Below are 13,102 nucleotides of genomic sequence, written 5' to 3'. Positions count from 1 at the left end.
ACGCAGTGCGGCGGCACAAAGACAAACTGGACCTCGCGGTCCAGTTTGTTTTTTGTGCGCCTGTTTCGGCGCTTGTCCGGGTGCGAGCCTTGCGGCCAGCCCCGGAAGGGGGAGCATCAGCCGCCTTGGCAGCGGGCGCGCATCCATGCCACGGCGACTTCGCGCGTCGGCAGGGAGCTGGATTTTTCGATCAGACGGACACGGCCGTCTTTCTGTTCGTGGATCTCGGCAAAAAAGCCGTCGTTGGCAGCGTATACACCGCCGAAAACACAGTTGCGGCCAGTGCCGGAATCCATCACGTCGAGGGGAAGCGGAGCCATGGTCATTTCCTTTCTTTTAGATCTCTCTGTGATTTGAATTCTAAGCGCTGCTTCGACAGCTAACAAATTCAAGCTTTTGATATCGCTATAGTTTTTTCTATTCGGGACACAAAAAGCATAAAGGCCGCCTGGGTCGGCGGCCTTTGTCGGTCAGGCTCGGATGCAGCGTCGCCCTGCGCATGCAGGGGAAAGATACCCTTTGTGGTATCAGGCGACGTTGTTCTTGAACCAGGATCGGCTCTGCACCCAAGCCTCGGCGATTTCGCGCGAGGGCATGATGTCGGACTTGTCGAGGCGCCGGATTGCGCCGTCGCGCTGCTCGTGGATCTCGGCAAAGAAGCCGTCGTTTTCGGCATAGACGCCCGCAAAGACACGGACGAAGCCATCGGATACTTCAAATACTTCCAATGCGTGATTGCTCATGCTGGGTACCTCCGGGGTAAATGTGCTACGTGCGCCTGTTCTTGTTTTGCTGCGCAGCACAAAGGCTATCCCAGGAGGACATTACTGCCAATTCAAGCTACAGATTGCCCGATAAGAAAAACTTGCTGCGATGCAGCAATCCCTTCTACGGATAAAACGCGTAGAGCTTGTAGCCGGTCGCTGCCTGTCCTTCGGCATCGAGGTAGATCGTGAAGGCCACGTCGCTGGTGGGCGCGAAAGAGGGCGTGGCCTTCAGCGAGGGCGGTAGCCAGGTTTCCGGCGGCAGTGCGCGTCGCACAAGCGCCCGGTTGAAGACGTCAGTCAGCGTGACTTCGAGGTAGGGGTAGGCCTGCGCAAATGCGGCCTTGTTGTGCAGCGTGCCGCTGAGTTCAAGCTGGCCGTTGCGGTCTGGGCGTGGATGCAGATCGGAGGCATCAATGCTGATAAGCCCCGCGACGCGCGGCCAGGGCATTGCGCAGCCGATCCGGGCGCAGGCGGTTTCAAAGAGGGGGCGTGTGGTCGGGAATTCCCGCGCGATGTCGTGGCGCGCCCACAGCAGCGCCTGTGCGACGGTGGCGATCAGCAACACGCTCGCGCCCAGCGCCCACGGCCAGCTTGCGCTGCGCCGGGCGTGCGATCGGTCCCAGTCAAAGCTGTGCACGAAGTCGCTCTTCGGGCCGGTGGCACCGTGCTCATAGGCATCGTGCTCATCGGCTTCGTGCTCGATCAGCTCGGGCTCGTTCGGCGCCTCGGTGATCTCATCAACATGCGTTTCGTTACTGGTGAAGGTCGGCTCGGGCAGCGGTGAAAAGCGGTCCTCGCCGATCTCCTCGGCCGCTTCCGGCGCAGTCAGCGCCTGCCAATCAGGCGTTGTCGACTGCCCCGACGGCGACGCAAATGCGGTGACGAATACTGGCTCGTCGTCCGTCTGCTCTGGCGATGCGTCGTCAGCGTCCAAGGGCACTTCGGTCACAGCACCGTCAGCGCGACTTTCCGGCAAGTCCTGATGCCAATCCGGTGCCGAGAGATCCACTTCCGACTCGTGGGGCTCGGCAGGGCCGCCCAGGCCGCCAGGAATGTCGTTGCCGGCGCGCCAATCGAAGGTCAACGTGGTCTTCTCGTCCGAACGGACCGGGCGCACGAAGTCGCTGGTCACCGGCGCAGGCGCAGGCGTGACGGCTGGCGTGCTGACCGGCAGTTCGTCCGAATCCAGGTCGAAGTCGAGATCGAACTGGGGGCGATGGGGCGCCGAGGGATCGAGCTCCGGCATCGGCGGGGCGAGTTCGTGCCCAGCGCTGCCACCCCAGGTGCTTGCACGGTGCGAGGCCAGCACCGAACTGATCGCGACCGGAGCGGGCCGAATCTCCACTGTTTCTTGCGTGGGCAGCGTATCGGGCTTCGGTGTGGCGGCCGGCACCGCTTGCGGCACCGGTTCGTTCACTGGCGCCGACGCGGCCGATGCGGGTTCCGAGGCCGCAGCGCTGGGTGTCGGCGCCTCGGATGGCGTTGCGCTGCTGGCGTGCGCAAGGGCGTTGGCTGGAGCGGAGACCGGTGCGCTGTCGCTGCCACCCGTGGCATCCGGTGCGGGCGCCTCCGGGACGACGTCGATCAGCGATTCGAGTGCCGAAAAGGGCGCCTGGCAATGGCCGCAGCGCACCCGGCCGCCGCGTGCGCGCAGTTGTTCCGGCTTGACGCGGAACGCGGTGCCGCAGTGCGGGCAGCGCGTCGTCAGCATCAGCGTTGGCCCTCCAGCCGGACCCAGCCTTCGAAAGTGTCACCCACTTTCAGCGCGATGTAGGGGGCGTAAGCCGCGATGACCTGGTCGGCCTGCGGTTCGAGGATGCCGGACAACACCAGCCGCCCGCCGTCTGCGACGCAGGCTGCGATGGCAGGTGCGAGCACGCACAGCGGATTGGTCAGGATGTTGGCGATGACCCGGTCGAAGCGTTCGGTGATCGGCGTGCCGCTATGCACGACGGCCATTTCCACGCCGTTGCGCGAGGCGTTTTCCTGGGTGCTTTCGAGGGCGCGCTCGTCAATGTCGATGCCGACGACCTTGCCAGCACCCATCTTGGCCGCAGCAATACCCAGGATGCCGGAGCCGCAGCCGTAGTCGAGCACGCTGCAGCCTTGCGGGACATTGTCGAGAATCCACTGCAGGCAAAGGCGGGTGGTCGGATGCGAGCCGGTGCCGAAGGCCAGGCCCGGGTCCATTTCGATGTTGATCGCGTCCGGATTCGGCGCCTCATGCCACGATGGCACGATCCACAGGCGCGGATCGATCTCGATCGGGTCGAACTGGCTCTGCGTCAGCCGCACCCAGTCCTGCTCGGCGACTTCCTCGACGGTGAAGGGCGGTACTGCGTCCAGCCCGGCCTGAGCCGCCGCTTCAGCGAGCGCGACGGCAATTTCCGCGTCCTGGTCGAACAGCGCCACGACGCGACTGTGCTGCCACAGCGGCTGCGCGGGGTGGCCCGGCTCGCCGAACTGGGCGACTTCTGCCGGCGTGCCGGCGTCGGCATCATCAATGGATACCGAGAGCGCGCCGGCATCCATCAGCGCTTCGGAAAGCGCCTCCGCGTGAGACTCATCCGCCTGTATTGCGACCTGCAGCCACATGCCCGTCTTCCTCAGTCCTTCTTCGCCAGCTTCGCTTCGAGATAGTGAATGCTGGTGCCGCCACGCACGAAGTTGCCGTCGTGCAGCAATTCCTGGTGCAGCGGAATGTTGGTCTTGATCCCTTCGACCAGCATCTCGGACAGCGCGATGCGCAGCCGGCGGATCGCCTGCTCGCGTGTGTCGCCGTACGAAATCACCTTGCCGATCATCGAATCGTAGTTCGGCGGGATCGTGTAGCCGTTGTACACATGCGAGTCGACGCGAATGCCCGGGCCGCCCGGCGTGTGCCAGTTGGTGATCTTGCCGGGAGACGGCGTGAACTTGAACGGGTCTTCCGCGTTGATGCGGCACTCCATCGCGTGACCGCGCAGCACCACATCCTTTTGCGTGTAGCGCAGCTTCTCGCCAAACGCGACGCGAATTTGTTCCTGCACGATATCGATGCCGGTGATCATCTCGGTGACCGGATGCTCAACCTGCACGCGGGTGTTCATCTCGATGAAGAAGAACTCGCCGTTTTCGAACAGGAACTCGAAGGTGCCGGCGCCGCGGTAGCCAATGCGCTTGCACGCGTCGACGCAGCTCTTGCCGACCTTTTCGATGAGTTTGCGGTCGATGCCGGGCGCAGGCGCCTCTTCGATCACCTTCTGGTGGCGGCGCTGCATCGAGCAATCGCGCTCGCCGAGGTAGATCGCATTGCCGTGCTGGTCGGCGAGGATCTGGATTTCCACATGGCGCGGATTTTCCAGATACTTTTCCATGTAGACCGTGGGGTTGCTGAAGGCCGCCTGCGCTTCGGTACGGGTCATCGTCACCGACTGGATCAGCGCGCCTTCGGTATGCACCACGCGCATGCCGCGGCCACCGCCACCACCGGCCGCCTTGATGATGACCGGGAAGCCGATCGCGCGGGCGATCTTGGTGATTTCCTTCGGGTCGTCCGGCAGCGCGCCGCCGGAGCCGGGCACGCAAGGCACGCCCGCTTCGATCATCGCCTGCTTGGCCGAAACCTTGTCGCCCATCAGGCGGATGGTGTCGGGGCGCGGGCCGATGAAGACGAAGCCGGATTTCTCGACACGCTCTGCGAAATCAGCGTTTTCAGACAGGAACCCGTAGCCGGGGTGGATGGCCTCGGCGTCGGTGACCTCGGCCGCCGCGATGATCGCAGGCACGTTGAGGTAGCTCTGCGCAGAGGCCGCAGGGCCGATACAGACCGACTCATCGGCGAGCTTGACGTACTTGGCCGAGATATCGGCCTCGGAGTGCACCGCTACGGTGCGGATGCCAAGCTCGCGGCAAGCGCGCAGCACACGCAGCGCGATCTCACCCCGGTTGGCAATCAGGACTTTTTCAAACATGAGGCATCGTCCGTGAAAGGTGAAAGGGGTCGGGTGGGGGGCAGGCCTGGACGGCCCGGTCCCTTAGCCGATCACGAACAGCGGCTGGCCGTACTCGACGGGTTGACCGTTTTCGACCAGGATGGCCTTGATCGTCCCGCTCGCGTCGGATTCGATCTCGTTCATCAGTTTCATCGCTTCGATGATGCACAGCGTGTCGCCTGTTGCAACCGACTGGCCGAGCTCGACGAAGGGCTTCGCGCCCGGCGCCGAGGTACGGTAGAACGTACCGACCATCGGCGATTTGACGACATGGCCGTCCGGCTGAGCGGCCTCGGCCGGCGCCGCGGCGCTCGCCGCCGCCACGGGGGCGGCAGGCGCTGCGCTGGCCGGCGCGGGTGGCGCGGCGTAGTAGTGCGCCTGAGCCCCGGCTGGCGGGTTGAGGTGTTTGGCGATGCGGACCTTTTCTTCGCCTTCGGTGACTTCCAGTTCCGAGATGCCGGATTCCTGGACAAGGTCGATCAGTTTTTTGAGTTTTCTCAGATCCATGTGTTGCTCCCTCACGTGGTTGCCGGCCCGCCCGTTTTATGGGGAGGCGGTGACGGCTCAGTTTTCGCGGATGCGATTGAGTGCGTATTCGAGCGCCAAGGCGTAGCCTTGCGCGCCAAGACCGCAGATCACGCCCACCGCGATTCCCGAAAAATACGAGTGGTGCCGGAACGGCTCGCGGGCGTGGATGTTGGAAAGATGGACTTCGATGAACGGGATCTGCACTGCGGCGAACGCGTCGCGTAGTGCGACCGAGGTGTGGGTGTAGCCCGCCGGGTTGATCAGGATGAAATCGACGCCTTCGCTCTGCGCGGCTTGAACCCGATCGATCAACTCACCTTCGTGATTGCTCTGGAAGGATTCGAGCAACACACCGTCCGCGCGGGCGCGCGCCGAAAGCATCTCGTGGATGTCGGACAGGGTCGTCCGCCCGTAGACCTCGGGTTCCCGAGCGCCAAGCAGGTTCAGATTGGGCCCGTGCAAAACCAGCACCCGCCGCTGTGGCGGTGCTTCGGCCTTCTGACTGGTCTTGCGCTTAGCTGTTGCCATATCCGACAAGTTTGCCGGAATTCGACGAAGATGACTACCGTCCTGGCAGGAATTGGCGCTTCGGTTCGCGTCGCGGGCAGTTTGCCCGGCCAAGCGATGGCGAGCCTGTTGCCGGCGTTTCCGCCCGAGAGTCAGTCGGCGAGCAGGGGGGTGAGCATGCGGTCCAGCATGTCGTCCTTGAACGCGCCGAGTTTGGTGTGCTTGACCCTGCCGTCCCGCCCGATGATGACCGAAAACGGCAGGGCTTGCTGGGTGTTGCCGAACTGTTCGGTGAGTGAGATCAATGCCGGATCGCCGATCAGCAAGGGCATTGCGAAGGCGTTGGCCTTCGCGTAGTCGCGAATGGCGGCCGCTTCGTCGATGCCGACGCCAACCACCTGAAGCCCTTTGTCCGCCCATTTGCGTTGTGCGGCGTCGAGCAAGGGCATCTCGCGTCGGCAGGGCGGACACCAGGTGGCCCAGAAGTTGACCACCAGAACCTTGCCACGCCACTGGTTCATGGCAAGGTTCTGCCCCTGTGGATCCTGCAGGTGGGCGGCGAGCAGTTGCTCCACGGCGGCGGTATTTGTGACGACAGTTGGGGACTCGGTGGCGTCGTCGCGATGCTGGCCTGCGCGCCAGCCGGCGTATGCCGCCACCGCGGCGACCACCACGATGAGTGCGACCGAAACCGCTCGCCGCATGCGATCAGCGTTCATGTGAGGCATCCGTAGCGCAGAGTGCTTCGACGGCGGGCAGGCGTGCGCGGTCCGAGCCATTGCGGCGCGGTATCCGCTCGGCGAGCGGCCCGAATACGCAGAGCTTGACCGGCACTTCGTCCCATTCAAAGGCCAGTATCGCTTCCGGCGATTCCGGCCCGGGGCGGCGGATCTCGCGGTGTTCGTATTCGAGTGCCTCGTTCAGCAGGAAGATCTCGACTTCCTTGGCGCTGTCCGCAAACACGTCGATCTCGACCTCGGAAAAGCCATTGGCGCTGCCGTCCAGTACCGCACCGGTCAAGGCAGGGCGCCATGGGGCGAGCAGGCGCATCACTTCACAGGCGGTTTCGCGCATCGTCTGCAGTCGCTCGTCGTGCTCGTCGTCCGGGTAAAGGGATTGATACTCGCGCAGTGCAGCGTCGATCTCGGCATTGTTCGGCATCGCTTCGCCATCGGTGATCCCGAGCTGGCGTGCGGCCTTGCGTTTTGCGAGCCCGTAGTCGGAGATGCCGTCCTCGGCCATCAGACGGGCGGCGAGTGCAGCGACATTCTGGCGAAGCGAACTGCGGGGAGGCGGGGCGTCGTGGAGCGGCATCGGACGTGGGGCCTTGAGGTGTCGGCTACAATCAGCGCCTATTCTAACCACACCGCGCGCCGCCATCGGCCGCGCGCCGCTTCTGATGCACATTCACATTCTCGGGATCTGCGGCACCTTCATGGGAGGTATCGCGTTGCTCGCGCGTGCCGCCGGCCATCGCGTCACTGGCTGCGACGCCAATGTATACCCGCCGATGAGTACACAGCTCGAAGCGCAGGGGATCGGCCTGATCGAAGGCTACGACCCCGCGCAGCTCGATCTGGGGGCGGATGTCTATGTGGTCGGCAATGCGGTCTCGCGGGGGAATCCGCTGCTGGAGGCGATCCTCGATCGCGGCCTGCCCTACACCTCGGGGCCGCAATGGCTCGCCGAACAGATCCTGCCGGGCAAGTGGGTGCTGGCGGTCGCCGGCACGCATGGCAAGACCACGACGACGTCGATGCTGACGTACTTGCTCGAAACCGCGGGGCTCAATCCCGGGTTTCTGGTTGGTGGTGTGCCGGAGGATTTCGGCGTTTCCGCGCGGCTGACCGATTCGTCGTTCTTCGTGATCGAGGCGGATGAGTACGACACCGCTTTCTGCGACAAGCGTTCGAAGTTCGTGCATTACCGGCCGCGTACCGCGATCCTGAACAACCTCGAATACGACCACGCCGACATCTTCCCCGACCTCGCGGCGATCGAAACCCAGTTTCATCATCTGGTGCGGACCATTCCGCGCGGTGGCCGGATCGTCGCCAACGCTGCGGAAGACAGCCTCAAGCGCGTCATCGCGCGCGGTTGCTGGAGCGAGATCGAATGGTTCAACGATGCGGCCGGCTGGGCAGCCGACGAGGGTGATTCGGCGGCCGAGGCCCGCTTTGCGCTGGCGGGTGCCGAGTTGGGTAGCGCAGAGGTGCCCATCGCCGGCGCCCACAACCGCGCCAACGCGTTGGCCGCGATCGCCGCGGCGCGCCACGTCGGTGTCCGGCCGCTGGACGCCATCGCCGCGCTGCCCGCCTTCAAGGGCATCAAGCGCAGGATGGAAGTGCGTGGTGTGGTCAACGGCGTGACCGTCTATGACGACTTTGCACATCATCCGACTGCGATCCAGACCACGATTGAAGGTCTGCGTCGCCGGCAACCGCAAGGGCGCATCCTCGCGGTGCTCGAACCCCGTTCGAACACGATGAAGCTCGGAACCATGAAAGACCGGCTCGCGCCCAGTCTCGCGCTGGCCGACTTCGTCTTCTGCTACGCCCACAAGCTTGGCTGGAGCCCTGCGGAGGCGCTGCTGCCGCTTGGCAACAAGGCGCAAACGCACGAATCACTCGACGCATTGGTGCATGCGGCAGTGCAGGAATCCGAGCCGGGCGATCACATCCTCGTCATGAGTAACGGTGGTTTCGGCGGTGTGCATCAGAAGTTGCTGGACGCGTTGGCGCAGCGCTGAACGCTTTCTGCGTAACGAGAGAAGGGCGCCTGCGGGCGCCCTTTTTGTTTGGCTGCAAGGGCTGTGCTTGCCCGGGCAATCAGATATTGCGACGCATCATAAGCGGCGACGCAACACATTGATATGCATCAACATTTCTTGCTGAGTGCGGCGACGCTGTGGCACCATCAAAACCGTACGTGGCGGGCGCTCCGGAAAAGGTGTCGTTCCCCCACACGGGAGTTGGAGTTGCGGCAAGCGGTCGTGTGAGGCATCGCAGCGTCGGGTGCTCAAGGACTGCAACGCTGTCGTCAGACGCAGCACTCATCCGGTGTTTTGGAGACCCATGAGGCATACCACTCGCGCAGCGCTTCCCTTTGCGACCACCTTTGTCGCATTCACCGCGTCCGCCAGCGACGCGCGTTACAACCTCCAGACGCCGGTGACCGGCATCGCCGAGCAGATCCACGGCATGCATATGCTGATGCTGCTGATCTGCCTGGTGATCTTTGTCGCCGTGTTCGGCGTGATGTTCTGGTCCGTCTTCAAGCACCGCAAGTCGAAGGGCGCGGTGGCAGCGCACTTTCATGAGAACACTGCGGTCGAGATTGCGTGGACGGTGGTGCCGGTGCTGATTCTCCTCGGCATGGCCTACCCGGCCACCAAGACCGTGATCGCGATGAAGGATACGTCGAACCCCGACATCACCATCAAGGCCACTGGCTACCAGTGGATGTGGGGTTACGACTACCTCAAGGGCGAGGGCGAGGGTGTTCGCTTCGTTTCGATGATGTCGACGCCGCGTGAGCAGATCGAAGGCGCGGCTGCAAAAGGCCCGAACTACCTGCTCGAAGTCGACAACCCGGTGGTGGTGCCGGTCGGCAAGAAGATCCGCATCCTGACCACCGCGAATGACGTCATCCATTCCTGGTGGGTGCCGGCCTTCGGCGTGAAGCAGGACGCGATTCCCGGCTTCATCCGTGACACCTGGTTCCGCGCCGAGCAGGAAGGCGTGTATCGCGGCAATTGCGCCGAACTTTGCGGCAAGGAGCATGGCTTCATGCCGATCGAAGTGCACGTCGTATCTGCAGAGAAGTATGCCGAGTGGGTCGCGGCACAGAAGAAACGCATGGCCGAGCAGGCGCAACCCGCTGCGCCGCAGGCCTCCGCCAATCCGGCAACGGCCGGTTGAAACGCACCGATTCCGAGACAGGAGCTAGCGCATGAGTGCGGTCCCTCACGGCCTTGAACATGGACATGACCACCATCAGCCGAGCGGCCTGATGCGCTGGATCACGACGACGAACCACAAGGACATCGGCACGATGTACCTGATCTTCAGCTTCATCATGTTCCTCTCCGGGGGCGTGATGGCGCTGACGATCCGTGCCGAGCTCTTCCAGCCGGGCCTGCAGGTGGTGCAGCCGGAATTCTTCAACCAGCTCACCACCATGCACGGGCTGGTGATGGTTTTCGGCGCGATCATGCCGGCCTTCGTCGGCTTCGCGAACTGGCAGATTCCGCTGATGATCGGCGCGAGTGACATGGCCTTCGCGCGCATGAACAACTGGAGCTTCTGGCTGCTGCCACCGGCTGCCCTGCTGCTGGTGGGCTCCTTCTTCGTGCCCGGTGGTGCTACCGCAGCCGGCTGGACGCTCTACGCGCCGCTCTCGATCCAGATGGGCATGGGCATGGACATGGCGATCTTCGCGGTCCACATCATGGGCATCAGCTCGATCATGGGCGCGATCAACATCGTCGTGACGGTGCTGAACATGCGCGCCCCCGGCATGACGCTGATGAAGATGCCGCTGTTCTGCTGGACCTGGCTGATCACCGCCTACCTGCTGATTGCGGTGATGCCGGTGCTGGCCGGCGCAGTCACGATGATCCTCACCGACCGGCATTTCGGCACCAGCTTCTTCAACGCGGCCGGTGGCGGCGACCCGGTGCTCTACCAGCATGTGTTCTGGTTCTTCGGGCACCCCGAGGTCTACATCATGATCCTGCCGGCCTTCGGCATCGTCTCGCAGGTGATCCCGACCTTTGCGCGCAAGCCCCTGTTTGGCTACGCGTCGATGGTGTACGCGACCGCCTCGATCGCGATCCTTTCCTTTGTCGTGTGGGCGCACCACATGTTCACGACCGGCATGCCGGTCACCGGCACGCTGTTCTTCATGTACGCGACGATGCTGATTGCCGTGCCGACGGGCGTGAAGGTGTTCAACTGGATCGCGACGATGTGGCGCGGTTCGATGACCTTCGAGACGCCGATGCTGTTCTCGGTCGGCTTCCTGTTCGTGTTCACGATGGGCGGCTTCACCGGCCTGATGTGCGCCATCGCGCCGGCGGACATCCAGTACCAGGACACCTACTTCGTCGTCGCGCACTTCCACTATGTGCTGGTCGCGGGCTCGCTGTTCGCGCTGTTCTCCGGCGCTTACTACTGGCTGCCGAAGTGGACCGGTCACATGTACGACGAGCGACTCGGCAAAGTGCATTTCTGGTGCTCCATCATCTTCTTCAACATCACCTTCTTCCCGATGCACTTCCTCGGGCTGGCAGGCATGCCGCGCCGCATTCCCGATTACAACCCGATGTTTGCGGACTTCAACGCCATGGCGACGATCGGCGCATTCGGCTTCGGCTTCTCGCAGCTGATCCTGCTCTACGTTGTCATCAAGTGTGTCCGCGGCGGTGAGAAGGCAGCGGCCAAGCCGTGGGAGGGGGCTGAGGGGCTGGAGTGGACCGTGCCATCGCCGGCGCCGTACCACACGTTTGAAGAGCCGCCGGTCGTCCGGTGATTGCGCGCATGGACCGCAAGAGTGCCCTTCGCAACAATCGGCGCACCGCGCTGACGCTCGGTGCGGTGGCCGTCGCATTCTTCGTGGCGGCCCTGCTGAAGCAATGGCTGGTACTGCACGGATGAGTGTCGCCGCCCGAGCGCTCGACAATCGCCGCCTGCTGGTGAGACTCACCATTGCGGCGATCGTGATGTTCGGCTTCGGCTTCCTGCTGGTGCCGTTCTACAAGACGATCTGCGAAATCAGCGGCGTCAATCGGCTCTTGAGCGCCGACACGCCGGCCGCCAACACGCAGGTCGATGTCACACGTCTCGTGGCGATGGAATTCGACGCGAACGCCCACGCGGTGCCGTGGCGCTTCACGCCGGAACGCGCGAGTCTCGACATCCACCCGGGGGCTTTGGTGCGCGTGAACTACGTGCTTGAGAACACGACCGATCGCGCGATCGTCGGACAGGCGGTCCCCAGCTACGGCCCGCGTTTTGCCGCGCAGTATGTGAAGAAGCTCGATTGCTTCTGTTTCCGGCAGCAGAAGCTGGCGCCGCGAGAACGTCGCGTGATGCCCGTGGTATTCGTGGTCGACCCGTCGCTGCCTGCGGATGTGAAGACGGTGACGCTCTCCTACACGTTCTTCGAGATCGAAGGGGCGACCCGCGCCGCCAATGAAGATGGAGCCCGTGGGTGAGCGAGCCGGACCGGGCGAGCTTCGTCGCCACGCTGCGTGCCGTGCTGTGGTCCTTCATCGGCGTGCGCAAGCGGCGCGACTACCAGCAGGATTCGACGACGCTCAACCCGGTGGCGGTCGTTGTGGCGGGTCTGATAGCGGGTGTGATTTTCGTATTGAGCTTGGTATTCGTGGTGCATTGGGTAACGGCGTCGTCTTGAACGCCGCACTGAACAGAATCGACAGGGAGATACACGCATGAGCTCCACGTTCGAAAAGTATTTCGTCCCGGAACCGTCGCACTTCCCGATCTTTGGGTCGGCGGCGCTGCTGCTTATCGGCAGCGGTGCAGCGATGTGGCTCAACCGCGTCTCGCCGGGCTCATGGATGGTCGCGGCGGGCTTCGCGACGCTGATCTACATGCTGTTCGGCTGGTTCGGGCAGGTCATCCGCGAATCGGAAGGCGGCAAGTACGGCAAGCAGGTGGACAAGTCCTTCCGCTGGAGCATGGGCTGGTTCATCTTCTCGGAGGTGATGTTCTTCGCGGCATTCTTCGGCGTGCTGTTCTACGTCCGGGTGCTGGCGATACCGGAACTCTCCGAAGGCAAATCAGCAATGCTGTGGGAGGGTTTTCAGCGTGCCTGGCCGTCCGGCGGCCCGCTGGTGGAAGAAGCGTTCTCGCCAATGCATGCGTGGGGCATTCCCGCGATCAATACGCTGATCCTGCTGACGTCGGGCGCCACGCTGACGTGGGCGCACTGGGGCCTGCTCAAGGGCGCGCGCGGCCAGCTCATCAACGGCCTCGCCCTGACGGTATTGCTCGGGGTGATCTTCCTCGGGCTGCAGGCCTACGAATACAGCCATGCCTACCACGAGATGAACCTGAAGCTGTCGAGCGGCATCTACGGCTCGACCTTCTTCATGCTCACCGGCTTCCACGGCATGCATGTGACGATCGGCGCGACGATGCTCACCGTGATTCTGGTGCGCTGCCTCAAGGGCCATTTCACCGCCGAAAGGCACTTTGCCTTCGAAGCGGTGGCCTGGTACTGGCACTTCGTCGACGTCGTGTGGCTGTTCCTGTTCGTCGTGGTGTATTGGCTGTGAGCCTGGCGTCGCGCCGCATCTGA

16 protein-coding genes are annotated in these 13,102 nt (G+C 63.5%); 7 read left to right on the top strand and 9 right to left on the bottom strand.

What is annotated here, in order from left to right:
- Window positions 1-116: 116 nt before the first annotated feature.
- From GGR36_RS11920 to GGR36_RS11880, 9 genes are all read right to left on the bottom strand, one after another.
- Window positions 117-326, bottom strand: a complete 210-nt coding sequence (locus tag GGR36_RS11920) for a hypothetical protein (protein ID WP_183634805.1) — start codon at window positions 324-326, stop codon at window positions 117-119.
- 201 nt (window positions 327-527) lie between these two features.
- The gene (locus GGR36_RS11915) at window positions 528-743 is read right to left on the bottom strand and encodes a hypothetical protein (protein WP_183634804.1); all 216 of its coding nucleotides are present in this window, start codon (window positions 741-743) and stop codon (window positions 528-530) included.
- Between the two features lie 145 nt (window positions 744-888).
- Window positions 889-2,478 (bottom strand): DUF3426 domain-containing protein, encoded by a 1,590-nt coding sequence (locus GGR36_RS11910; protein WP_183634803.1) that lies wholly within the window; start codon window positions 2,476-2,478, stop codon window positions 889-891.
- On the bottom strand, window positions 2,478-3,362 hold the full coding sequence (prmA, locus tag GGR36_RS11905) for a 50S ribosomal protein L11 methyltransferase (protein WP_183634802.1): 885 nt from the start codon (window positions 3,360-3,362) through the stop codon (window positions 2,478-2,480). Before prmA ends, GGR36_RS11910 begins: the two co-directional genes overlap by 1 nt.
- 11 nt (window positions 3,363-3,373) lie before the next feature.
- Window positions 3,374-4,720: an acetyl-CoA carboxylase biotin carboxylase subunit gene (gene accC / locus GGR36_RS11900; protein ID WP_183634801.1), complete on the bottom strand. Its 1,347-nt coding sequence runs from the start codon at window positions 4,718-4,720 to the stop codon at window positions 3,374-3,376.
- A 63-nt stretch (window positions 4,721-4,783) separates the two neighbouring features.
- On the bottom strand, window positions 4,784-5,248 hold the full coding sequence (gene accB, locus GGR36_RS11895; protein WP_183634800.1) for an acetyl-CoA carboxylase biotin carboxyl carrier protein: 465 nt from the start codon (window positions 5,246-5,248) through the stop codon (window positions 4,784-4,786).
- Window positions 5,249-5,305: 57 nt separating this feature from the next.
- Window positions 5,306-5,797 (bottom strand): type II 3-dehydroquinate dehydratase, encoded by a 492-nt coding sequence (gene aroQ, locus GGR36_RS11890; protein WP_183634799.1) that lies wholly within the window; start codon window positions 5,795-5,797, stop codon window positions 5,306-5,308.
- Window positions 5,798-5,928: 131 nt separating this feature from the next.
- Window positions 5,929-6,495: a TlpA family protein disulfide reductase gene (locus GGR36_RS11885; protein ID WP_183634798.1), complete on the bottom strand. Its 567-nt coding sequence runs from the start codon at window positions 6,493-6,495 to the stop codon at window positions 5,929-5,931.
- On the bottom strand, window positions 6,485-7,090 hold the full coding sequence (locus GGR36_RS11880) for a hypothetical protein (protein WP_183634797.1): 606 nt from the start codon (window positions 7,088-7,090) through the stop codon (window positions 6,485-6,487). Before GGR36_RS11880 ends, GGR36_RS11885 begins: the two co-directional genes overlap by 11 nt.
- Window positions 7,091-7,175: 85 nt before the next feature.
- Here GGR36_RS11880 and mpl point away from each other — a divergent pair, with 85 nt between their 5' ends.
- The 7 genes from mpl to GGR36_RS11850 all read left to right on the top strand — a co-directional run bounded on the left by mpl (window position 7,176) and on the right by GGR36_RS11850 (window position 13,079).
- Complete coding sequence (gene mpl / locus GGR36_RS11875; protein ID WP_183634796.1) at window positions 7,176-8,525, top strand: UDP-N-acetylmuramate:L-alanyl-gamma-D-glutamyl-meso-diaminopimelate ligase; 1,350 nt, start codon at window positions 7,176-7,178, stop codon at window positions 8,523-8,525.
- 325 nt (window positions 8,526-8,850) lie between these two features.
- Window positions 8,851-9,696 (top strand): cytochrome c oxidase subunit II, encoded by an 846-nt coding sequence (coxB, locus tag GGR36_RS11870; protein ID WP_183634795.1) that lies wholly within the window; start codon window positions 8,851-8,853, stop codon window positions 9,694-9,696.
- A 31-nt stretch (window positions 9,697-9,727) separates the two neighbouring features.
- Window positions 9,728-11,308 carry a cytochrome c oxidase subunit I gene (ctaD, locus tag GGR36_RS11865; RefSeq protein WP_183634794.1) on the top strand — a complete coding sequence of 527 codons (1,581 nt, stop codon included), beginning with the start codon at window positions 9,728-9,730 and terminating at the stop codon, window positions 11,306-11,308.
- An 8-nt stretch (window positions 11,309-11,316) separates the two neighbouring features.
- On the top strand, window positions 11,317-11,433 hold the full coding sequence (locus GGR36_RS21655; protein WP_221229527.1) for a cytochrome oxidase small assembly protein: 117 nt from the start codon (window positions 11,317-11,319) through the stop codon (window positions 11,431-11,433).
- Window positions 11,430-11,993, top strand: a complete 564-nt coding sequence (locus GGR36_RS11860) for a cytochrome c oxidase assembly protein (protein WP_183634793.1) — start codon at window positions 11,430-11,432, stop codon at window positions 11,991-11,993. The genes GGR36_RS21655 and GGR36_RS11860 overlap by 4 nt, the downstream gene beginning before the upstream one ends.
- Window positions 11,990-12,193, top strand: coding sequence for a DUF2970 domain-containing protein (locus GGR36_RS11855; protein WP_183634792.1), 204 nt, complete (start codon window positions 11,990-11,992; stop codon window positions 12,191-12,193). Before GGR36_RS11860 ends, GGR36_RS11855 begins: the two co-directional genes overlap by 4 nt.
- 37 nt (window positions 12,194-12,230) lie before the next feature.
- Window positions 12,231-13,079 carry a cytochrome c oxidase subunit 3 gene (locus tag GGR36_RS11850; protein WP_183634791.1) on the top strand — a complete coding sequence of 283 codons (849 nt, stop codon included), beginning with the start codon at window positions 12,231-12,233 and terminating at the stop codon, window positions 13,077-13,079.
- The last annotated feature ends 23 nt before the right edge of the window (window positions 13,080-13,102 follow it).

Origin of the sequence: Niveibacterium umoris (assembly GCF_014197015.1) — a bacterium.
GTDB classification, from domain to species: Bacteria; Pseudomonadota; Gammaproteobacteria; order Burkholderiales; family Rhodocyclaceae; genus Niveibacterium; species Niveibacterium umoris.
This window is presented reverse-complemented; position numbering and strand designations above follow the sequence as displayed.